At 70.8% G+C, this 20,728-nt stretch carries 18 protein-coding genes; 6 read left to right on the forward strand and 12 right to left on the reverse strand.

Going from position 1 to position 20,728, the window contains the following annotated elements; all coding sequences use genetic code 11:
- Window positions 1–109 precede the first annotated feature (109 nt).
- The gene (locus ACIQD6_RS31505) at window positions 110–1,729 is read left to right on the forward strand and encodes a PucR family transcriptional regulator (protein ID WP_401889115.1); all 1,620 of its coding nucleotides are present in this window, start codon (window positions 110–112) and stop codon (window positions 1,727–1,729) included.
- 142 nt (window positions 1,730–1,871) lie between these two features.
- Here the strand turns inward: ACIQD6_RS31505 and ACIQD6_RS31510 are convergent, their stop codons facing one another.
- From ACIQD6_RS31510 to ACIQD6_RS31540, 7 genes are all read right to left on the reverse strand, one after another.
- Window positions 1,872–2,729 (reverse strand): putative hydro-lyase, encoded by an 858-nt coding sequence (locus ACIQD6_RS31510; RefSeq protein ID WP_401889271.1) that lies wholly within the window; start codon window positions 2,727–2,729, stop codon window positions 1,872–1,874.
- A 5-nt stretch (window positions 2,730–2,734) separates the two neighbouring features.
- Window positions 2,735–4,090 carry an MFS transporter gene (locus ACIQD6_RS31515; protein ID WP_401889118.1) on the reverse strand — a complete coding sequence of 452 codons (1,356 nt, stop codon included), beginning with the start codon at window positions 4,088–4,090 and terminating at the stop codon, window positions 2,735–2,737.
- A 307-nt stretch (window positions 4,091–4,397) separates the two neighbouring features.
- Window positions 4,398–4,850, reverse strand: coding sequence for a VOC family protein (locus tag ACIQD6_RS31520; protein ID WP_401889120.1), 453 nt, complete (start codon window positions 4,848–4,850; stop codon window positions 4,398–4,400).
- A 120-nt stretch (window positions 4,851–4,970) separates the two neighbouring features.
- The gene (locus ACIQD6_RS31525; protein WP_401889123.1) at window positions 4,971–5,960 is read right to left on the reverse strand and encodes a biotin-dependent carboxyltransferase family protein; all 990 of its coding nucleotides are present in this window, start codon (window positions 5,958–5,960) and stop codon (window positions 4,971–4,973) included.
- Window positions 5,957–6,595 carry an allophanate hydrolase subunit 1 gene (locus tag ACIQD6_RS31530; RefSeq protein WP_401889126.1) on the reverse strand — a complete coding sequence of 213 codons (639 nt, stop codon included), beginning with the start codon at window positions 6,593–6,595 and terminating at the stop codon, window positions 5,957–5,959. Before ACIQD6_RS31530 ends, ACIQD6_RS31525 begins: the two co-directional genes overlap by 4 nt.
- On the reverse strand, window positions 6,592–7,422 hold the full coding sequence (locus ACIQD6_RS31535; RefSeq protein WP_401889128.1) for a LamB/YcsF family protein: 831 nt from the start codon (window positions 7,420–7,422) through the stop codon (window positions 6,592–6,594). Before ACIQD6_RS31535 ends, ACIQD6_RS31530 begins: the two co-directional genes overlap by 4 nt.
- Entirely contained in the window at window positions 7,419–8,123 is a 705-nt protein-coding gene (locus tag ACIQD6_RS31540) for a GntR family transcriptional regulator (protein ID WP_401889131.1), read from the reverse strand. Before ACIQD6_RS31540 ends, ACIQD6_RS31535 begins: the two co-directional genes overlap by 4 nt.
- Window positions 8,124–8,378: 255 nt before the next feature.
- Between ACIQD6_RS31540 and ACIQD6_RS31545 the strand changes: the two genes are divergently transcribed.
- A complete protein-coding gene (locus ACIQD6_RS31545; RefSeq protein WP_401889133.1) occupies window positions 8,379–8,621 on the forward strand; it encodes a DUF6296 family protein in 243 nt (80 codons plus the stop codon).
- Window positions 8,622–8,670: 49 nt separating this feature from the next.
- Here the strand turns inward: ACIQD6_RS31545 and ACIQD6_RS31550 are convergent, their stop codons facing one another.
- The 4 genes from ACIQD6_RS31550 to manD form a co-directional block, all read right to left on the reverse strand.
- Window positions 8,671–9,717, reverse strand: coding sequence for an L-idonate 5-dehydrogenase (locus ACIQD6_RS31550; protein ID WP_401889135.1), 1,047 nt, complete (start codon window positions 9,715–9,717; stop codon window positions 8,671–8,673).
- Window positions 9,714–11,096 carry an MFS transporter gene (locus tag ACIQD6_RS31555; protein ID WP_401889138.1) on the reverse strand — a complete coding sequence of 461 codons (1,383 nt, stop codon included), beginning with the start codon at window positions 11,094–11,096 and terminating at the stop codon, window positions 9,714–9,716. Before ACIQD6_RS31555 ends, ACIQD6_RS31550 begins: the two co-directional genes overlap by 4 nt.
- 111 nt (window positions 11,097–11,207) lie before the next feature.
- Window positions 11,208–12,668, reverse strand: coding sequence for a mannitol dehydrogenase family protein (locus ACIQD6_RS31560; protein ID WP_401889141.1), 1,461 nt, complete (start codon window positions 12,666–12,668; stop codon window positions 11,208–11,210).
- 11 nt (window positions 12,669–12,679) lie between these two features.
- Window positions 12,680–13,888: a D-mannonate dehydratase ManD gene (gene manD, locus ACIQD6_RS31565; RefSeq protein ID WP_401889144.1), complete on the reverse strand. Its 1,209-nt coding sequence runs from the start codon at window positions 13,886–13,888 to the stop codon at window positions 12,680–12,682.
- 356 nt (window positions 13,889–14,244) lie between these two features.
- Between manD and ACIQD6_RS31570 the strand changes: the two genes are divergently transcribed.
- Window positions 14,245–14,958, forward strand: coding sequence for a GntR family transcriptional regulator (locus ACIQD6_RS31570; RefSeq protein WP_401889147.1), 714 nt, complete (start codon window positions 14,245–14,247; stop codon window positions 14,956–14,958).
- Window positions 14,959–15,125: 167 nt separating this feature from the next.
- On the opposite strand, the gene ACIQD6_RS31575 is transcribed toward ACIQD6_RS31570, so the two are convergent.
- Window positions 15,126–17,189 (reverse strand): alpha-galactosidase, encoded by a 2,064-nt coding sequence (locus ACIQD6_RS31575; protein ID WP_401889150.1) that lies wholly within the window; start codon window positions 17,187–17,189, stop codon window positions 15,126–15,128.
- Window positions 17,190–17,262: 73 nt separating this feature from the next.
- Between ACIQD6_RS31575 and ACIQD6_RS31580 the strand changes: the two genes are divergently transcribed.
- The 3 genes from ACIQD6_RS31580 to ACIQD6_RS31590 are packed head-to-tail and all read left to right on the forward strand — an operon-like array spanning window position 17,263 to window position 20,727.
- Window positions 17,263–18,420, forward strand: coding sequence for an ROK family protein (locus ACIQD6_RS31580; protein ID WP_401889152.1), 1,158 nt, complete (start codon window positions 17,263–17,265; stop codon window positions 18,418–18,420).
- A 55-nt stretch (window positions 18,421–18,475) separates the two neighbouring features.
- On the forward strand, window positions 18,476–19,744 hold the full coding sequence (locus ACIQD6_RS31585; RefSeq protein ID WP_401889155.1) for an ABC transporter substrate-binding protein: 1,269 nt from the start codon (window positions 18,476–18,478) through the stop codon (window positions 19,742–19,744).
- A gap of 5 nt (window positions 19,745–19,749) precedes the next feature.
- The gene (locus tag ACIQD6_RS31590; RefSeq protein ID WP_401889157.1) at window positions 19,750–20,727 is read left to right on the forward strand and encodes a carbohydrate ABC transporter permease; all 978 of its coding nucleotides are present in this window, start codon (window positions 19,750–19,752) and stop codon (window positions 20,725–20,727) included.
- Window position 20,728: the final 1 nt, after the last annotated feature.

Genomic DNA, 20,728 nt, shown 5'->3' on the forward strand with positions numbered 1-20,728 from the left:
CCACGCGATCGCTTGCCAGAGTGATCGCAAGAGCCAGACCGAGCGGACCGCGCGGACCGGCCCGACCGGTCGGTCCGATCGTCCCGACGATCTTCGGGAGCCTGCCCACATGCCGTTCCTCTCGGTCGCCGACGTACTGCGGCTTCCCGTCATCGCGGCCGGCCTGCCCCGGGTCGAGGCCGGGGAGGACCAGCTGGACCGCGCCGTCCGCTGGGTACATGTCACCGAACTCCTCGACCCCGCCTCGTTCCTCGAAGGCGGCGAGCTGGTGCTGACCACCGGCATGCCGCAGCCCAGCGACCCCGCCCGGCTGCGCGGCTATGTCGACCAGCTGGCCGACGTGGGCGCGGCGGGGCTGGTCGTCGAGCTCGGCCGCCGGTATCAGCAGGCCCCGGCAGAGCTCGTGGCCGCGTGCCGGGCGCGCGACCTGCCGCTGATCGTGCTGTCCCGGGGCATCCGGTTCATCGAGGTCACCCAGACCGTCCACGCGCTGATCCTGGACGCGCAGGGCGAGTTGCTGCGCCGCTCCCAGGACGTGTACGAGATCTTCACGGCGCTGACGCTGCGCCGGGCCGACGCCGTGGAGCTCGTCCAGGCCGCCGCCGATCTGATCGGCCGCCCCGTGATCCTGGAGAACCTGGTGCACCACGCGGTGATCTGCTGCGGTGCGAGCCGCCGCGAGGGCAGCGTCCTGGAAGCGTGGGACCGCCGCTCTCGCGCCACCCCGACGCCGGACCGGGCCGGCGGCAGCGGGCCCGAGGGCTGGCTGGTGGCGCCGGTCGAGGAACAGGGCCGGCGCTGGGGACGGCTGATCATGCTGCCCGACGTGGCCGGTCCGGTGACCGGGCCCGAGCCCACGATGGTGCTGCAGCGGGCCGCGACCGCGCTGACCCTGGCCAGGCTGACCGGAGACACCGGGTGGGACCGGCAGGCCCACCGCTCCGCGCTGCTCGGCCTGGTGGAGGGGCGTTACCGCAGCCAGACCGAGGCCCGTATCCGTACCGAGGCCCTGGGACTGCCGACGGTCGGTCATCGCCTCATCGGTGTGCTGGTCGCGTACCGGGGAGCGGTCTCCCGCGACGCCTCCCGCCTCGCGGCTCCGGACGAACGGATCGCCGCCGAGCTGCGCAACTCCGGCACCCGGGCGCTGGTCGGCCGGCTGGCGCCGGAGCGGACCGGGATCCTGCTGTCGCTGGCGCGGGCCAGCGCCTGGCAGCCGGTCGTGGAGGGGATCGGCCGGATCCTGGCGGAGGAGCTCGGCGAGCGCAGGGCGCAGGCGGTCGTGGCCGTCGGGCCGGGGGTGGCCGGACTGGACCAGGTGGCACGGTCGTTCGGCGAGGCCGGACAGGTGGCGGACGCCATCGGTCCCGGCACGCCGCCGCGCGCCTTCTACACGCCCGCCGACATCGGGCTGCCGGAACTGCTCTACGCGCTGCGCGACGACACCCGTGTCCAGCGGTACACGGAACAGCGGCTCGGCCGTCTCATCGAGTACGACGAGCGGCACTCCGGCGGCATGCTGGCCGCGCTGCGCAGCTATCTCGGCGCCGCCGGCAACAAGTCGATCGCGGCCAAGCACGCCGGGCTGTCCCGGCAGGCGTTCTACCACCGGCTGCACACGATCGAGCGGCTGCTGGGATGCGATCTGGAATCCGGGGCGCAGCGCGCCGAGTTGCATGTGGCCATCACCGCTCTCGACGTCCTGGCGGAGTCGGATCCCGAGCCCTGAACCCCAAGCGCTCAACCAAGCGCGACGGGCGACGGGACGACTGTCCGCGGACGACGCCTGTACGGCGGCGGGACGGCCGAGGGCTGAGCGGCCGGCCGCCGCCCGCCCGGCGGTGCGTCTCGCCGGACGGGCTACGGAGCGCTCACCCCTCGTCTCCCGCCGGTCCGGCATCGACGGTGTGGTCGAACACGAACATGTGGCCGGGATAGTGAGTGATCACGTACTCGGCCTTCACCGAGGGCAGCACCAGCTGCGGGGTCACCCCGCAGGCCCAGAACACCGGCACGTCACCGGGCTCGACGACCGGGGACGGTCCGAAGTCCGGCCGTGCGAGATCGGTGATTCCCAGCGCCGCCGGATCGCCGATGTGCACCGGCGCACCGTGCCCGGCCGGGTAGCGGGAGGTGATCTCGACGGCGCGCGGCACCAGCCGGGCGGGGATCGCCCGCATACTGACCACCAGGGGCCCGGCCAGCCGTCCCGCCGGCCGCGTCGGCACGTTCGTGACGTACACGGGCGGCGCCGCGGACTCCTCGGCGTAGCGCACGGGGACGCCCGCCGCGCGCAGCGGCCCCTCGAAGGTGTGGCTGCATCCCAGCAGGAACCCGACCGCGTCCTCGCGCCAGTACGCGGTGATGTCGTGCGGTTCGTCGGCCGGTTCGCTGTCGCGCCACACGCGGTAGCGGGGCAGGTCCGTACGGAGATCCGCCACCGTCTCACCGAGGCGCACCGTCGGGTCTCCGGGTTCGGTGACGGCGATGACGGGGCACGGCTTCGGGTTGCGGGTGCAGTACAGCAGGAAGTCGAACGCGAGGTCCTGGGGGACGATCACGAGATTGGCCTGCTGGTAGCCGTCGAGGAGGCCGGCCGTGGGCCCCGTCCACCGGCCGTCGGCCGCGAGGGCGCGCAGAGCGGCCGGGGTGGACGGTACGGATCGCGGGAACGACGGGGATCGCGGGGACGGCTCGTTCCCGGTGGTCGCCGGCCCGCGCCGCTCCACGGCCGTCACGCGAGTGCCTCCTGGCTGGATTCCTTGACGGTGCGCAGCGTCAGCAGGGCGATGATCACGGCCACCATCAGCAGGAATCCCGGGGCGAGCAGGTTGCCGGTGGCGGAGATGAGCCAGGTGGCCAGGTAGGGGCTCAGTCCGCCGCCGATGATGGTGCCGATGTTAAAGCTGAACGAAAGCCCCGTGTACCGCACCCGGGTGGGGAACATCTCGGCGTAGGTCGGATACGTGACCGACTGGACGATCGGCATCGGCAGGGCCAGTACGACCATGGCCGCGACCGCGAGCGGGAAGCTCCCGAGTCCCATGACCAGCATGGCGGGGACGACCAGGACCGCGTACCCGGCGAAGCCTATGGTGATGAGCCTCTTCCGCCCCCATCGGTCGGAGAGCGCTCCGCAGAACGGCATCAGACACGCCACGAACAGGCTGATGCCGCCCATGATCCAGAACGTGGAGGACTTGGGGTAGCCGAGATCGGTGGTCAGGTAGATGTTCATGAAGATCAGGCCGACCCAGTAGCCGCAGTTGGACCCGATGGCCAGCAGGGTCACCTTCACCACCGGACCGCGGTAGCGGGTGAGCACCTCGGTCAGCGGCGCCTTGGCCGTGGCCTGTTCCTTCTTCGTCGCGAGGAAGCTCTCGGAGTCCTCCAGGCGCTTACGGGCGAACAGCGCGAGGGCGACGAGGGGAAGCGACAGCAGGAAGGGGATGCGCCAGCCGTAGGCCTCGAGCTGACTCTCGCTCAGTACGGTCGTGGTGATGCCCGCCACCAGCGCCGCCGCTCCCCCTCCGACGGCCACGCCGACGGGGGTGAAGGCCCCGAAGAATCCCCGCTTGCCGTGTGGTGCCGACTCGGCGAGATAGGTGGCCGAACCGGTCACCTCACCGCCCGCGAAGAACCCTTGCGCCAGCCGTACGAGCAGCAGCGCCACGGGCGCGGCCACACCGATGGTGCCGGCCGTGGGCAGCAGCCCGACGGCCGCGGTGGCACTGCCCATCCCCACCACCGTGAGGATCAGCACCGGTTTACGGCCGACTCGGTCGCCGAGCCGGCCGAGGACGATGCCGCCGAGCGGCCGCATCAGGAACGCGCTGCCGAACACCGCCAGGGTGGCCAGCAGGGCGGCGGTGGGGTCGTCGCCGGGGAAGAAGTGCGGCCCGATGATGACGGCCAGGTAGCTGTAGACGCCGAACTCGTAGTACTCGATGGCGGTGCCGGCGGCCGCGGCCAGCGCCGCCCTGCGTGGCCGGTTCGCGTTCGTGGTGTTTCCGCCGGTCGCCGCGTTCGCGGTGCCGGTGGAAGCCGCTGTGCTCCCGGGGGCTGTGGAAGCCGTTGGTACGCTCGTCATGGGGGTCCTCCGGATCTGACATGTCCTATGGCTGGGATGTGCTGTCAGTCGTGCGGTCGTGCGGTGGTGGTCCGTACCGCGAACGGACGGGACGTACGGCACGGGGGGCCCGCGCGACGGCCATCAGCAGGACCAGTCCTCCTGCTGATGACCGTCGTCCTTCCGGCCCACCGCCGTACCGCTGACGGATCGTCCGGGCGGTTGGGCGACGCGGGGCGGTGACTCGGGCGGTTCGGTGACGCGGACTCTTCGGTAGCTCGGGCGGTTCGGGCGGTTCGGGCGGAGAAGTCTCGGACGGACCGGACGATCAGACCGCGAAGAGCTGGCTGATGTCGGCGAAGGCCTTGAACTCCATCGCGTTGCCGGCCGGGTCGAGGAAGAACATCGTCCACTGCTCGCCCGGCTCACCCTGGAAACGGACGTAGGGCTCGATCACGAACTGCGTGTCGACGGCGGTGAGTCGCGCGGCCAGTTCCTTGAACTCCGGCACCGGAAGCACCAGTCCGAAGTGCGGCACCGGCACCTGGTGGCCGTCGACGGGGTTGGTTCCCGCGATGCCGTCACGCGGGGTTCCGGACGGGCCGTCACCGACCTGGTGGGTGACGACCTGGTGGCCGCCGAAGTTCCAGTCGATCCACTTCGTGTCCGAGCGGCCCTCGCTGAAGCCGAGCACCTTGCCGTAGAACTCCCGGGCGGCGTCGATGTCGTCGACCGGGACGGCCAGATGGAACGGGACGAGAGCGGCGGTCTGAGCGGTCATGGCGTTCTCCTTGGCTGTTGCTTGATCTGACTGTTGCTTGGTACGGGTTGGTGGTCGTCGGAAGGGGCGGAGGGTCGGATCGTGTCGGCTTCAGGGGCCGGGGCGGGCGGTTCTCTCCTCTCAGCGCACGGGCGCGAGTCGCAGCTCGTCCCCGGGCAGGGCCTGCCCGACGAGGTCGAGGTCGGCGTCCGTGACGACCCCGATGACGGGGTAGCCGCCGGTGACCGGATGGTCGGCGAGGAACACGATCGGTTCACCCGAGGGCGGCACCTGGATGGCACCGTGCATGGTTCCCTCACTGGCCAGGTCGACCGAGCCGATGGACAGCGGCGGGCCCGTCAGACGGGCGCCCACCCGGTCGCACTGCGCGGAGATCCGCCAGGGCGTGCTGGTCAGTGCGTGCCGGTCGGCGGCGCTGAACAGTTCGTGCCGGGGGCCCCAGCGGAACCGGACGGTGACCGGACCTCCGCAGGGGACGACGCTGAACGCCAGCTCCAGCGGGACCGCCGGGGCCTGGCGCGCGGGCCCGATTCCGTACGTCGTCCCGGCGCGGACCGGGTCGGGTCCGAGCCCGGTGAGGGAGTCGCGCGAGGCCGACCCCAGCACCTGGTCCGTCACGATCCCGCCGGAGACGGCCAGGTAGGTACGGCAGCCGGCCCAGGGGCGTCCGATCGCGAGCACGGATCCGGCGCGCAGATGGATGAGCGTCGCGTCGTCGGCCGCCACTCCGTCCACCGTCACCGGCGCCGGTGCCCCGGTGATCGCCACGTACCGGGACGCCGACAGGGTCACCGCCAGGCCGCCGAGGGTCACTTCGAGGGCCGGGGTGTTCTCCGGGTTGCCGGCCAGCCGGTTGGCGAGGCCGAAACTGCGCCGGTCGGTGGGGCCCGACGCCGGAACGCCCAGATGCGCGAGCCCCGGCCGGCCCAGGTCCTGGACGCTGGTGGCGATACCCGCCCCGACCACGGTCAGGGTCGCGGCAGCGGCGCCCGTGGTCGTACCGGTTCCGGTGTCAGCGCCGGGGACCGGGGCCGTACCGGTACCGGAATCACTGCGGCCGGTTCGGGCGGGCGTCGTCGGGCTTCGACGGGAGCTGATGGCCGTGTTCATGACGCGACCGCCTCGAACACGACCCGGTCGCCGACCGCGAGCCGGTTGGGCGGTTGAGCTTCCACGTCCCACAAACGGACCGTGGTGACGCCGATCTGGTGCCAGCCTCCGGGGGTCCCTCCGGGGTAGACGACCGTCTGGTTCCCGGCGATCGCCACCACTCCGGCGGCCACCCTCGGACGGGGGCTGGGCAGCCGGGGCAGCCGGAGGCTTTCCGGTACGCCGTCCAGATAGGCGAATCCGGGGGCGAACCCGAAGAAGCCGACCGCGTGCTCGCCTCCGGTGTGCCGACGCGCGATCTCGTCCGGAGTCAGGCCGACGCGTTCGGCGACCGCCGCCAGGTCCGCGCCCTCGTACCGGACGGGAATCACGACCGTACGTCCGGCGGCCGGCCGCGCTCCCCGCCCGCCGACCTCGTCGAGTACGGCGCTCAGTTCGCCGGCGAGGCTTCCCATCTCGGCGAGGGTCTCCGCGACCACCAGGACGGTGGTCGCGGCGGGCACGATCTCCCGCAGCCCCGAGGCCCAGGGCTGTGCGCGGATCGCCGTGGCGACCTCCGCGGGGCGCCGCCCGGAGCACTCGATCAGCCAGCCCCGGTCGCCCGCCCGCCTCAGGAACGGCTCCGCGGGGCTCACCGCCGTACCTCCGACCGCTCGGTGGCGAGGACCGCGGGCGGGACCTCGGACAGGGCCCCGGGCGTGCTCACCGTGATCCCGCCCGAGCTCAGACTCGCCCGTACGGCGGCGGTGATGGCGACCGCGCCGGGGGTGTCGCTGTGTACGCACAACGCCGACACGTCCCCGTCGTCCGGAGCGATCCGTACGGTCCGGCCGCTCACCGAGGTCACCGTGCCCGACTCCGCCATCCGCAGCGCGCGCCGCGCCGCTTCGGCGGGATCGGTGACGAGGGCGCCCGGCGCGGACCGGGGCACCAGCAGTCCTTCGTCGGTGTAGCCCCGGTCGACGAACCCCTCGGCCAGCGGGCGACAGCCGGCCCTGACGGCGTGCTCCCACAGGACCGTACGCGGCTGGCAGAGCAGCGGCAGTTCACGGTCGTACAGGGTGACCGCTTCGACGATCGCCGCCGCGTGTCCGGTGTGGTGGGCCGCCGCGTTGTAGAGCGCGCCGTGTGCCTTCACATAGCTGACGCGGCTGCCCGCCAGGCGCGCGAACACCTCCAACGCACCGATCTGGTAGAGGAGTTCGTTGACCAGCGTCGCCGTCGGTACGTCGATGAAGCGCCTGCCGAAGCCTGCCAGGTCACGGTAGGAGACCTGGGCACCGATCGCCACGCCCCGGGCGGCGCTCGCCTCACAGGTGCGGCGCAGGATGTCGGGGTCGCCGGCGTGGAACCCGCAGGCGACATTGGCGGCCGTGACCTGGTCGAGCAGGTCGCCCTCGTCGGCCGGCCCCCAGACCCCGAATCCCTCGCCCACATCCGTGTTGATCGCGAGGGCGGTCACCGGGCCGACTCCGCCCAGTAGGCCTGAATCGCGGTGGCGCTGTTCTCCCACGCCGCGTGCAGGCCCTGCTGCCCGCCGTCGATGTGCGCGACGATCTGCCGGGCGAGTTCCTCCGCGTCACCGTCGGCCAGTGCCTGGACCATCGCGGCGTGCTCCCGCTGCACGCGTTCGTACGCCGATGTGCCGTGCACGTAGAACCGTGAGTACGGCTCCAGCCGGTGGTACATCCCCGAGATGATCTCGTAGCGCAAAGGCAGCCGGGACAGCCGGTACATGTCGAGATGGAACGCGAGATTCGTCCGCGACCAGGAATCCGCCTCGGTTTCGGCGACGCGCTCCATTTCGGTGGCCATGGAGTCGAAACGGCCGATGTCTCGCCGGGACACCCGTTCGGTGACATGCTCGGCAAAGCTCGGTTCGACCAGTCGGCGCAGGTTGTAGATCTCGTCGATCTCGTCCAGGTCCAGCGCCGTCACAAAGGTGCCGCGCCCCGGTGTCGAACGCAGCAGACCTTCGCTGGCGAGTGTGCGCATGGCCTCCCTGAGCGGGATCCGGCTCACTCCGAAACGGTCGGCGAGTTCATCCTGGACAAGGCGGTGGCCCGGCGGATAAACGCCCTCCACAATCAGGCGGCGCAGTTCTCCGGTGAGAGCGTCGGCGCCCTGGGCGTCACCGCGGAAACCTCTGACTTCACGACTCATATACCGTGTATACAGTGGATGCGGGGAAGTTGAAAAGAGTGTCGACCAAGGGTCATCCGGGTTTTACCCGGCGGAAATCAGCGGGGGTATGTCATCGGGACCCTCGACGGCCGACGGCGCCCGGGGCGCCCGGCCGGACGGCTCCGTAGTCGCGTCGGATGGCCGCACCGGCCGGCTCCGTGATCCGAAATGAACGTAATGAGCCATTATGGGTGGGGCGGAGCGTAACGACTTCCCTCCGAGGAGGCGGGCGACATGGGCAGACCTGACAGCTACGAGCTGGTTTTCGTTCATACCGGCGCACCGGCGGCCACCTCTGAGGAGACGGACGTCGTGGCCGTACACCGCACGAGCCGCAGTGGACCCGGTGGGCACCCGCTGTACGCGGACGACACAGGCATCGTCGTGGCGGAGATCAGCGATCGGAACGAAGTCCGGATGATCGCCAGCGGTGGCCACCAGGACCCGTCGACTTCGGTGCGGGCCCATCCCGTCTGAACGCGTCCTGTCGGCCACCGAGGAGTCCTCGCTCCCGCACCGGCGCCGCCTACCGCTCTCCCGGATCCGCCCCGCCGAGCCGCAGCATGACTTTGCCGCTGCCGCTCGCCGGGTCGGCCGCGACCGCCAGCGCCTCGCCCGCCCGGTCGAGGTCGAAACGGTGGCTGATGACCGGAGAGACGTCGAGGCCCTCCCGCATCGCCCGCAGCGCGTCGTCGATCTCCTCGACGAAGCGGTACGAGCCGATCCAGGTGATCTCCCTGGTCACGAGGTCCCCGAGAGCCGCGGCGACGGCGGCGCCGGGCAGGTTGCCGACCTGGACGAGAGTGCCACCGCGGGCGGTCGCCCGCAGGACCGGCCCGAGAGCGGCCGGAGCACCCGAGGCCTCGAAGACCAGCTCGACGTCCTGGGGAAGAGCCGTGCCCTCGGAGATGTCGAGCGTTTCGTCCGCCCCCATGGACCGGGCGACGCGGAGCGAGGCGGCGGAGATGTCCGAGGCGATCACCGCGGCGGCCCCTCGGTGTTTCGCGGCCGCCACGACCAGTGAGCCGATCGGACCGGCGCCGTTGACCAGCACGGTCCTGCCGCGCAGATCTCCCGCGCGGTGCACGGCGTGCATGGCCACGGCGAGGGGCTCGGCGAGAGCGCCGTGCTCGGTGGTCACTCCCTCGGGAAGCGGCCGGATCTGGGCCGCGCGGACCACCCGGTACTCGCTGAACCCGCCGTCGGTGTGCGGGTCGAAGGCGGCCGACCCGAAGTACCGGATGCGCGGATAGAGGTTCGTACGGCCGGCGATCCGGTCGGGCAGTCGGCCGTCACCGACCGGCTCGGCCGGATGGACGGTCACCGGCAGACCGTCCGCGAGACCGCTGACGCCCGCGCCGATTCCGGCGATCCTGCCGGCGACCTCGTGTCCCAGCACCAGCGGATGCGTGAGCGCGGCGGTGCCGGACGCCCCGTGCTTCCAGTAGGCGACGTCCGATCCGCAGACTCCGCCCCACTCCATGGCGAGCAGGACTTCGCCCTCCCCCGGCACCGGATCGGGGCGCTCGTCGATCCGTAGATCACCGGGACCGTGCACGACGACCGCTCTCATATCGCGTCCTCCAGACGGACGAGGTCACGCCCACGGGTCTCGGGAGCGAGAACCGCGGACACCAGGGTGATGAGTGAGTAGACGACGAGCATCGCCGCGATCGGCCACCAGCTGCCGGTGACGGCGGTGAGGGTCGCCGCGAGCACCGGGCCGATGGCGGTGGCGAGGATGCCGCCGATCTCCTTGGCCAGGGCGAGCTGGGTGAACCGCGTGCGGGAGCCGAACAGTTCGGCCATCGTGACGCTCTCCAGCGAGAACAGTCCGAGGACACCGACGTTGAGGCCGAGGATCATGCCGAGCATGAGGGCGGCCGTGCTTCCGGAGGTGATGAGCAGCATCATCGGGAACGCGAAGGCGATGGTCAGCAGCGTGAGCACGATGTATATCGGACGGCGGCCGTAGCGGTCGCCGAGCAGGCCGATCAGCGGCACGGTGGCAAAGCCCAGCAGCGATCCGTAGAGGATGGCGTCCGTCGGGATCGACCGGCCGGCGTCCAGCGTGGTGGCGATGTAGCCGACGAGGAACGTCTGGACCAGGCCCGAGTTTCCGGCCTGCCCGAACCGCAGGCCGAGGGCGAGGAAGAACGCCTTGCCCTTACGCTGCCTGATCCCGGCTTCCAGGACGCTCTCGTGCTTCTCGGCCAGGGACGACTCGACCTCGCTGCGGGACATGGCGACGCCGTCCACCACATCCGGCCGCTCCTCGAAGACCGGGCTCTCCTTGAGGTTCCGGCGCAGCCAGACCGCGAAGATCATGAGCCCGAAGCTCAGCAGGAACGGCAGGCGCCAGCCCCACTCGATCAGTTGCTCGTCGCTGAGAGTGGCGAGCAGGATCGCCCACAGCCCCGACGCGGCCAGCGTGCCGGAGTTGGTGCCGAGCGACACCAGCGACGAGACCAGGCCGCGACGCTTCGTGGGGGCGTACTCGGCGAGCATGACGGTGGCCCCGGCGATCTCGGCGCCGGCGCCGAAGCCCTGGACGAGCCGCAGGGCGACCAGCAGAATCGGGGCGAGGATGCCGATCGTCGCGTAGGTCGGCAGCGCTCCGATCAGTGTGGTCGACACACCCATCAGCAGGATCGTCAGGAACAGGACCTTCTTGCGTCCGATCCGGTCGCCCATCCGGCCGAAGTAGACGGCGCCGGCGAGCCGGGCGACGTATCCGACGCCGTAGGTCGCCATGGCGGCGATCAGCCCGATCGCCGGGCTGACATCGGGGAAGAAGACCTTGTTGAAGACGATGGCGGCCGCCAGTGAGTACAGCTGGAAGTCCATGAACTCCATCGCCGTACCGAGCCAGCCGGACACGGCGGCTCTGGTGAGGTCGCGCGTCGTCCTCTGCGCGGGGCCCGCGGGCTCCGTTCGCGTGCTGTCCGTCATCATGAACTCCGTTGTTCGTGAACAGGGTTTGTGAACAGGGGTTGTGACCAGGGGTTGTGACCAGGGGGCGTGAACAAGCTTCGTGAAACAGGTTCCGTGAACGGGTAAGGGTCAGAGCTCGACGCGGCCGGCCTTCAGCGCGGGAAGGCGGGCGGCTACGGCGGAGACCAGCGTGCCGTCTTCCGCCAGGTCCGCCGCGCCGAGCACCCGGAGCAGCCGGCGGACCGTGCCCGTGTCCTCGGGGGCTGCGGCCTCTCGCCAGCAGGCGGCCAGCGCCGGGGCGGCGGGGTCCGTCGTACCGAGGAACTGGCCGCCGTCCTCGCCGGGACGGGTGGCGTTCACCCAGCCCGCGAGCGCGAGTTCGAGCACCGGGGTACCGGTGCCGGCCGCGCGCAGCGAGCGCAGCGCGTCGAACCACCGCTCCGGGATCTTCAGGGAGCCGTCGGACCCGATCTGCCGGAGCAGGTGCCGCATCCCGGGGTTGCCGAACCGCTCGGTCAGGTCGGCCGCGTAGGCCGCCGGGTCGGGACCGCCGGCGGGCAGGGTCGGCGCGACCTCGGCGCAGAGGTCCCGGACCAGCCGCTGGCCCCAGCCGGTCGCCAGGACGTCGGCGACGGTCGTGCGGCCCGCCGCCGCGCCGAGGTAGGCCAGGGCGGAGTGGGAACCGTTGAGCAGCCGCAGCTTCGTGAGCTGGTACGGCACGACGTCGGGGACGAACAGGGCACCGTCGAGTTCCCACGGCGGCCGCGGGCCGGCGAAGGAGTCCTCCAGCACCCACTGCCGGTACGGTTCGCCGACGACCGGGACGGAGTCGTGCGCCCCGAGGGCGGCGCGGGCCGTCTCCCGGTCCGTGCCGGTCGTCGCGGGCACGATCCGGTCGACGACGGTCGCGGGGAAGGCGACCGCCTGGGCCATCCAGTCCAGGACGGCCTGCCGGTCGGGCCAGGGCGACGCCGCCACGAAGCCGCGTACGACCGTTTCGAGCACGGCGCCGTTGGCCGCCATGTTGTCGCAGGACACGACGCTGACCGGAGCGCCGCCGGAGCGCATCCGCGCGGCCAGCCCCGCGGCGATCCGCCCCACGACCGTGGTGCGGTCCGCGGCCCGCGCCGCCCCGAGATCCGCGGCGATCTCGGGCGCCGCGGTGTCGAGCCGGCCGGTGTCGGGACGGCGGTGGTATCCCTTCTCGGTGATCGTCAGGGTCAGTGTCGTGACGTCGGGAGTCGCGAGCAGTTCCTCGACTCGCGCGGCGTCCGGGCGCATTCCCAGGGCCTCGACGACCGACCCGACCACGCGGGTCGCGTCGCCCGCCGGATGCCGCTCGGTCAGCGAGTAGAGACAGTCCTGGGCGCGCAACGCCCGCACCGTCCCGGTGGAGCGCGGGGCGACGGCGACGATCCCCCACGGCTGGCCGGAACGGGCGGCGGCGTTCTCCGTGTAGATCGCCTGGTGCGCCCGGTGGAACGCGCCGAGGCCGAAGTGGACGACCCGGGGGCGCAGTTCCCCGGGGGCTACGGCCGGGCGCAGCTCCGGCGCGATCCGCTCCAGCGTGGCGGCGTTCAGCGAAGGCATGGTCACCGCGCTCACCAGTCGTGCACGGAGCCGTCGAGGCGCCGCGCTACGGGCAGGTAGCGGGCCTCGTAGGGGAAGCGTTCGGCCGCCTTCTCGTCGTACTCGACACCGAGGCCGGGCTCCTCCGAGGGGTGCAGCATGCCGTCGGCGAAGGTCACCCCGCTGCGGAAGACCTCGGCGGTCTCGTCGGCGTGCCCCATGTACTCCTGGATGCCGAAGTTCGGGACCGTGATGTCGATGTGCACCGCGGCGGCCATGCTGACGGGCGAGAGGTCCGTCGCTCCGTGGGAGCCGGTCCGTACCTGGTAGAGCGCGGCCAGGTCGAAGATCCGGCGCAGGTGGGTGATCCCTCCGGCGTGGACGACGGTGGTGCGCACGTAGTCGATGAGCTGCTCGGTGATGAGGTGCTGTACGTCCCAGATCGAGGTCAGCACCTCCCCCACCGCGATCGGTGTGGTCGTGTGCTGTCGGATCAGCCGGAACGCCTCCTGGTTCTCGGCCGGCGTCGGGTCCTCCATCCAGAAGAGCTGGGAATCCTCGACCCGCTTGCCGAAGCGGGCGGCCTCGATCGGGGTGAGCCGGTGGTGGACGTCGTGCAACAGGTGGAAGCCGAAGCCGAAGCGCTCACGGACGGCTTCGAGGTAGGTCGGTGCGAAGTTGAGGTACGCCTCGGTGTCCCAGGGTTGTTCGTCGGGCAGCGAGGTCGCGGCCGGTTCGTAGACCTTGCCCTTGCGGACGCCGTAGGTGCCGCCGACGTCCGGGACGGCGGCCTGGGCGCGTACGGCCTTGTAACCGAGTTCGAGGTACCGCTCGACATCGTCGAGCAGTGCGGGGACGTCCGTGCCGCTGGCGTGCGAGTAGACCATGACGCCGTCGCGCGAGCGGCCGCCGAGCAGCTGGTAGACGGGCAGGCCGGCGACCTTGCCCTTGATGTCCCACAGGGCCGTGTCCACGGCGGAGATCGCGGTCATCGTGACCGGACCGCGGCGCCAGTACGCGCCGCGGTAGAGGTACTGCCACATGTCCTCGATGCGCGCCGGGTCCTTCCCGATGAGCAGGGGCACGAGGTGATCCTTCAAGTAGCTCGCGACGGCGAGCTCGCGGCCGTTCAGCGTCGCGTCACCGAGGCCCGTCACGCCGTCCGACGTCGTGATGCGCAGAGTGACAAACGTCCTCCCGGGGGAGGCGACGAACACCTCGACGCGTTCGATCTCGCTCACAGGTTCCACTCCTTCGGACGGTCCGCACCACGGTCGGCGAGGTGGTGCGCGCAACGGCTGCCACTGATCGAGCAGCACTGGTATACAAGCATCGGTCGGACAGCAATGCAATACTGGTGTTACATCGGAGGGCGCCTGCGCGACAGCGTGGTTTCCGCTTCGTGTCGGGTGGTCACGCGTCAGGTGCGCCACCGCATCGCCCGGGGGTGTGCGACGGCGCGCCAAGACTCCTGACGCACCGTCAATTACTGGGCACGCCCGCGCCCGTGTCCGGTGTTCCGGTGCGCGGGGCAGGGATGGCCGGGGAGGAGATCCGGATGCGTACCGATGCCGTCACCGCCCGATACGATGAACGCATGGCCCGATCGAACCGGCAGCGGACCAGCCGCCACGCCGTCTACAAGACGCTGCGACGCAAGGTCCTCACCCTTGAGCTCCCTCCGGGTGCCGCGCTGTCCGAGAACGAGCTCGCGGCCTCCCTCGGGGTGAGCCGTACACCGGTCCGGGAGAGCTTGATCCTGCTGTCCGAGGAGGGCCTGGTCCAGGTCTTTCCGCAGGTCGGTTCGTTCGTCTCACGCGTGGACCCGGCCAAGGTGGCCGACGCACAGTTCCTGCGGGAAGCCGTCGAGCTGGCCTCGCTCGACGACCTTCCCGCCGAACTCGACCCCGAACTGATCGACGAGCTGCGGCGCAACTTGGAGGAACAGCAGCGGCCCGGCCTCGCTCTTGAGGAGTTCTTCGAGCTCGACGAGGCCTTTCACCAGGCCATCCTGCGATTGAGCGGGCACGGCAGCGCCTGGGCGACCGTGGTCTCGGCCAAGGGGCATCTCGACCGTGCGCGCCGGCTCGGCCTCTACGACACGGCCTCACCGGAGGGCTTCGCCGCCCAGCACGTCGAGATCCTCGACGCGGTGCTCGGCGGCGACGTCTCCCTGGCGCGCGCGGCCATGCGCACCCACCTGCGGGCGGTGTTCGACGACGTCGAACGCATCCGGGCGCGCTCGCCCGAGCTGTTCGCGACGGACTCCGGGACGGTTCCGGTACGGCGCAACATCGTCGTCTGGGAGTAGGCGCGCACCGGCGCTCCCGCCGGCCCTCCGGGCCGGCCCGGACAGGACCTCCTGGGATCCGTCGGCGTGAAAATCGGACCTCGTGGATCCCTCGGTGGGCTTCGCCGGAGACCGCCGTGAGATGTCCGGCCACCGCCATGCCGTCGTACGGGAGGAGCGGCCCGTCGTCAGCGGCGCGTCAGCCGCACCACCGTACTCGTCGGCTCCTGCGCGGGCAGCCGTAGCGGCAGGCCGTGTGCGAGCAGGGTCGCGGCGTGGTGTTCGGCGCCGGTGTCGTCGTCGACGTACACCTCCGTGGGGGAGAGGCCGGCCAGGCATAGCGCACGGTCCTGGCCCCAGGCGATGACCACGACGCGGTCGCCCGTCCGGTACTGGACGGCGTCCTTGAGCCGGAACTGCTCGCCGAACTGCACCACCGGCCGGATCTCCTTGTAGAGACTCACCAGCTCGCGCGCCTGGGCGAGTTCGGGCTCGGTCCAGCGTGAGAGGTCGCCGCCGATGCCGAGTGCGCCCGCCATGGCGACGTGGAAGCGGTAGCGGAGCGGGGTGCGGCGGCGAGTGTGCGGGTTGGGGCTGTCGGTGATCCAGGCCGACATGGTCCGGGCCGGGTAGATCTGGCTGTATCCGTACTGGATGGCGATCCGATCGTTCGCGTCGGTGTTGTCGGAGATCCAGATCTGGTCGGTGCGGGCCAGCATGCCCAGGTCGGCGCGGCCGCCGCCACCCGCGCAGCCCTCGATGCGCAGGCCCGGGTGTGTACGGCGCAGCCGGTCGATGACCGCGTACACACCCCGCGTGTGGTCGGTCCACAGACGTTCGGCGTCAGGGTGGCCGGGCCAGCCGGCCTCCGTGAGCGCCCGGTTCATGTCCCACTTGAGGTAGTCGATGTCGTACGTGGCGACCAGCCGGTCGAGCCACGTGAAGGCCCACTCGGTGACATCGGTGCGGGCGAAGTTGAGGACGAGCTGGTGGCGCAGCTCGGTCCGGCGGCGGTGCGGCATGTGCAGCACCCAGTCGGGGTGCTCGCGGTACAGATCACTGTCCGGGTTCGTCATCTCCGGCTCCACCCACAGGCCGAAGCGCATGCCGTGCCGCCGCACCTCGTCGGCCAACGGGCCGAGCCCGCAGGGGAATCGCTCGGGGTTCGGCTGCCAGTCGCCGAGCCCGGCCCGGTCGCTGACGCGCCGCCCGAACCAGCCGTCGTCCACCACGAACAGCTCGACACCGAGGTCGGCGGCCCGTGCCGCGAGGGCGCTCTGGCCCTCGAGGGTGACGTCCCAGCCGGTCGCTTCCCAGCTGTTGTAGATGACCGGCCGCACCTCGTCGGGCAGCGGCAGCACATGCGCGGCGACGTACCGGTGCCAGCCGCGACTTGTGGCCCCGAACCCCCCGCGGCTGAACTGCCCGGCGAACACCGGGGTTTCATGGCTCTCGCCGGGCTGAAGCCGCCAGGTGAGACCGTCGTGCCCGGCGCCACCGGTCACCGTGAAGGGTCCGCCCGCGTGGTCGCGCTGCGCCGTGATCCGCCAGCTCCCCGACCAGGCCAGCGCCATGCTCCACACCTCGCCGTGATCCTCGTCCGCGTCGCCCGCGTCGACCATCAGCCAGGGGTTCGCGTGATGCCCCGAGACACCGCGCCGGCTCGTGAACACCGTCTCGGCGTAGGGGGCTTCGATGCGGCGAAGCTGCGTCTCGCCCGACCACTCGCCGACCGTGTGGCTCAGCCGGATGCCCGAGGCGGCGGGCACGGACCAGCCGGCGGCGTCGCAGCGCAGGATCCCGATCGGCGCGTCGCCCTCCTCAGTTGTGCCCAAGTGCCGTAGCGTCAGGGACCGTTCGATGACATCACTGTCCTCGTGCACCGCGTAGTGCAGCGTGCAGCCGAGCGGGTAATGGCGGTCCCGCAGCTTTACGTCGAGCCGGCCGCCGTTGATCGCGTGGCCCTCGTAGGCCCACTCGACGCCGCGCGTCCCGTCCGCGTACCGCACGAGCAGCGACGGCACGCCGAACCGTGCTCCGCCCTCTACGGCCAACTCCTCACCGCCCGTCGAGGCGAAGCTGCTGGTCACTCCGTCGTGCGTGGGCAGAGCCGCGGCCTGGCCGAGTGCGAGGGGCGCTCCCCAGTGCACATGCCGTGGGCTGTCGTCCGCGCCGACGCGCAGGGCGTACGAGGAGGCGGGGGTCGTGAGCAGGAACGTGCGACTGGGATCGTCGAAGGACACCTGAGACATGAGCCGGAGCCTAGATCCGAACTCCCCGAATTTAAATATTGACGAAGGAAATTATCGCCCCTATGTTTCCCCCATGTTGCTGAACCGAGCGAAACTGCTCGCGTCTCCGGCGGCCAACACGGTGTTCACCACAGTGCTCACCCGTGGCCCGGTCGTCCGCCCGGAGATCGCCCGGATCACCGGCCTCTCCTCCGCCGCCGTCACCAAGGCGGTCAAGCCGATGATCGAAGCCGGATACCTGGAGGAACTACCGCAGGGCCCACGAACCGTGGAGGGTGCCGGGCGTCCCGCATACCCCCTCACGGTCCGGGCCGACCGGGAGTTCTTCGTGGGCGTCAAGGTCACAGCCGATGAATTGATCGGTGTGGTGACCGACTTGAGGGCGCAGATAGTCCGTACCGCTCACCGGGTACCGGTGAGCGACCGGTCCGTCGCACAGGTGGTCCGCGACATCGCCGTACTCGTCGCGGAGATGACCCCGGCCCACGCCGAGCGGACCCACCACATCGGCCTGTCCGTCTCCGGCGACGTGGACCGGCCCGGCGGCGTCGTGCGCTACTCGCCGTTCCTCGGCTGGCGGGACGTCCACTTGGCCGAACTCGTCGCCACGGCAACGGGGTTGGCGGTCACGGTCGAAAACGACGTCAAGGCCCTCACCGTTGCCGAGCAATGGTTCGGCCAGGGCGTGGGTGCCGACTCCTTCGCGCTGGCCACGGTCGGCGTCGGCATCGGCTGCGCGCTCGTCGTCAACGGTCGCCTGATCGCCGGGGGTTACGGGGTGGCCGGCGAGATCGGCCATATCCCGGTGGCCGCCGGCGAGGGGCCCACGTGTCACTGCGGTGCCCGTGGCTGCGTCGAGGCGATCGCCTCGGAGGAGGCGATCGTCGCCCGCGCCCGGCTCGCGGCCGGCGAGCCGGACCTCGACATGGCCGGGGCCATCGATCGCGCCCACGGCGGGGACGCTGCCGTGCAGGCCGTGTTCGACGACGCGGGCAAGGCCATCGGGCTCGGCCTTGCCGCCATGGTCAACGTGGTCGGCCCCGAGCGTGTCGTGGTCTCCGGCGAGGGCGTGGCCGCGTACGACCTCTTCGAGGAGCAGATCCGCGCCGCCTTCACCACCCAGGTGTTCGGGGCCGCCGCCCGCTGCCCGCTCGTCGTGCGCCCGCTGCCCTGGGAGGAATGGGCACGCGGGGCCGCCGCCGTCAGTATCCAGTCACTCTTCGCCGCGTGAACCCACGCGGGCGCCTGAGCTCTCGCACGTCTCCGTTCCCCGGAAGGACCCTGTCATGACTGCCGGTTCCGCCCTGTCCCGCCGGGGATTCCTCGGCACGTCCCTGCTGTTCGTCGCGGGTGCCGCCGTCGGCTGCTCCAGCAACCCGCAGGAAACCGCCTCCAGCAAGGGCGCCAAGGTCACGCTCACGCAGTGGTACCACCAGTACGGCGAGGAGGGTACCCAGGCCGCGGTCAAGCGGTACGCGCAGGAGTTCACCAGGGCCCACCCGGACATCGCGGTCAACGTGGTGTGGGGCGCCGACACCTCCCAGTACGAGACCAAGCTGAACGCCGCCCTGCTCGGCGCCGACGCACCCGACGTCTTCGAACTCGGTGACTTCCGCGCCGAGATGGCCCGCAAGGGGCAGCTCGAACCTCTCGACGACGTGTACGGCTCCGCCAAGGGGGGCTTCAACAAGGCGGACCTCGACTACCTCACCGTCGACGGCAAGCTCTACGGAATGAAGACCATCGACGACATCATGATGCTCTTCTACCGCAAGTCGATGCTGAAGAAGGCGGGCGTCAGTGTGCCCGCCACCTTCGCGGAACTCGCCGACACCGCGAAGAAGTTGACGGACGGCGACGTGAAGGGCCTGTTCATGGGCAACGACGGCATCGGCGACAGCCCGTACCTCCTCGCCTGGTCCCAGGGCAAGGACCTCATCGCGGGCGACCAGGTCGTCTATGCCGACGCCGCGAAGTCCATCGGCGGCCTGCGCGATCTGCACGCCGACAAGTCGATCCTGCTCGGCTTCACCACCGACTGGTACGACGCGGGGGCGTTCACCCAGGGCGCCACCGCCATGCAGTGGTGCGGCCTGTGGGCGCTGCCCGGCGTCCAGAAGGCGCTCGGCGACGACTTCGGGGTCGCGCCCTGGCCCGCGTACGACTCCTCCGGAAAGCCCGTCTCCAGGCTCGGCGGCTGGACGCAGGCCGTCAACGCCAAGAGCAAGCACGTCGCAGAGGCCAAGAAGTACCTCCAGTGGCTGTGGATCAAGCAGGCCGACATCCAGATCGACTGGGCCGTCACGTACGGCTTCCACGTGCCGCCGCAGACCGCGGTCGCCGCGAAGACACCGGAGCTGAGCAGGGGCGCGGCGAAGGACAGCGTCGCCATCGGGACCACGTACGGCATCTCCTTCCCGGCCGAGTGGACGCAGGCGATGCAGGCCGAGTTCATAGCCGCGGCCGCCGACATCGCCAAGGGATCGGCGCCGGAGAAGACCCTGAGGAAGGCGCAGTCCAAGGCGCAGTCCGACCTCGACAAGCAGATGGGCTGAGCGTCATGAGCGCCACCGGCACCACTCCCTTGCAGCGGAGTGCCGCCCGCTCGGCGCCCGCCACGGCGCCGCGCCGCCGGCGGCTGACAGAGCGGCACTCGAAGGCCCTTGCCTTCGTCGTCCTCACCGCCCCGATGCTGATCGGTCTCGGCGTCTTCCGTTACGTGGCCATCGGCTGGAGCTTCCTCCTCAGCTTCAGTCAGGCCCGCCGCACCATCTCCCTGGGGAACTGGGTCGGCCTCGACAACTACCAACAGCTCCTGAGCGACGAGCGGTTCCGGGACTCGCTCACCATGATCGTGCTGTTCACGGCGATGATCGTGCCGATCACCTTCGCCGGGGCCCTGGGCCTGGCCGTCCTGGTCAACCGGGTACGGCGCGGCCGGGTCTTCTTCCGTACGGCATTCCTGCTGCCGGCGGCCGTCAGTTACGTCGCCGCCGCGATGATCTGGAAGATGGCTTTGTTCAGCGGGGTGCCGTCCGGCCTCGCCAACACCCTCGGCGCGCTGTTCGGCGTTGACGCCACGCCCTGGATCCAGACGCAGAGCCCGCCCCTGTACTGGATCGTGCTCGTCACGCTGCGCCTGTGGCTTCAAGTCGGCCTCTACATGATCCTGTTCATCGCGGGGCTCCAGTCCATTCCGCGGCACCTGTACGAAGCCGCGGACCTCGACGGCGCCGGTGCCTGGCGCACGTTCCGCAGTATCACCTTCCCCATGCTGCGCAACACGTCGGTCGCGATCCTGCTGCTGATGCTCATCGCCGCGCTACAGGCCTTCGACGAGTTCTACGCGATCTTCTCCACGGGCGCCTCCCTCGGCAGCGAGCCGGTGCGTACGCCACTGATGCACCTGTACGGCGTCGCCCTCCAGGACCAGGACTACGGTGTCGGCTCAGCCGGGGCCTTCCTGCTCACCCTCCTGATCGTGCTGGTCACGCTCCTCCAGGGCCGGATCCTCGGGTTCGCCCGCGACAAGGACTGAA

This window comes from Streptomyces sp. NPDC088400, from assembly GCF_044753355.1.
Taxonomy (GTDB): domain Bacteria; phylum Actinomycetota; class Actinomycetes; order Streptomycetales; family Streptomycetaceae; genus Streptomyces.

Excerpts from the sequence above, each read along its gene's own strand:
- ACIQD6_RS31590 (WP_401889157.1), top strand. The coding sequence starts at position 19,750 with ATGAGCGCCACCGGCACCACTCCCTTGCAGCGGAGTGCCGCCCGCTCG.
- ACIQD6_RS31560 (WP_401889141.1), bottom strand. The coding sequence starts at position 12,668 with ATGCCTTCGCTGAACGCCGCCACGCTGGAGCGGATCGCGCCGGAGCTG.
- ACIQD6_RS31545 (WP_401889133.1), top strand. The coding sequence starts at position 8,379 with ATGGGCAGACCTGACAGCTACGAGCTGGTTTTCGTTCATACCGGCGCA.
- ACIQD6_RS31515 (WP_401889118.1), bottom strand. The coding sequence starts at position 4,090 with ATGACGAGCGTACCAACGGCTTCCACAGCCCCCGGGAGCACAGCGGCT.
- ACIQD6_RS31550 (WP_401889135.1), bottom strand. The coding sequence starts at position 9,717 with ATGAGAGCGGTCGTCGTGCACGGTCCCGGTGATCTACGGATCGACGAG.
- ACIQD6_RS31520 (WP_401889120.1), bottom strand. The coding sequence starts at position 4,850 with ATGACCGCTCAGACCGCCGCTCTCGTCCCGTTCCATCTGGCCGTCCCG.
- ACIQD6_RS31570 (WP_401889147.1), top strand. The coding sequence starts at position 14,245 with ATGGCCCGATCGAACCGGCAGCGGACCAGCCGCCACGCCGTCTACAAG.
- ACIQD6_RS31525 (WP_401889123.1), bottom strand. The coding sequence starts at position 5,960 with ATGAACACGGCCATCAGCTCCCGTCGAAGCCCGACGACGCCCGCCCGA.
- ACIQD6_RS31580 (WP_401889152.1), top strand. The coding sequence starts at position 17,263 with ATGTTGCTGAACCGAGCGAAACTGCTCGCGTCTCCGGCGGCCAACACG.
- ACIQD6_RS31575 (WP_401889150.1), bottom strand. The coding sequence starts at position 17,189 with ATGTCTCAGGTGTCCTTCGACGATCCCAGTCGCACGTTCCTGCTCACG.
- ACIQD6_RS31505 (WP_401889115.1), top strand. The coding sequence starts at position 110 with ATGCCGTTCCTCTCGGTCGCCGACGTACTGCGGCTTCCCGTCATCGCG.
- ACIQD6_RS31585 (WP_401889155.1), top strand. The coding sequence starts at position 18,476 with ATGACTGCCGGTTCCGCCCTGTCCCGCCGGGGATTCCTCGGCACGTCC.
- ACIQD6_RS31540 (WP_401889131.1), bottom strand. The coding sequence starts at position 8,123 with ATGAGTCGTGAAGTCAGAGGTTTCCGCGGTGACGCCCAGGGCGCCGAC.
- ACIQD6_RS31555 (WP_401889138.1), bottom strand. The coding sequence starts at position 11,096 with ATGACGGACAGCACGCGAACGGAGCCCGCGGGCCCCGCGCAGAGGACG.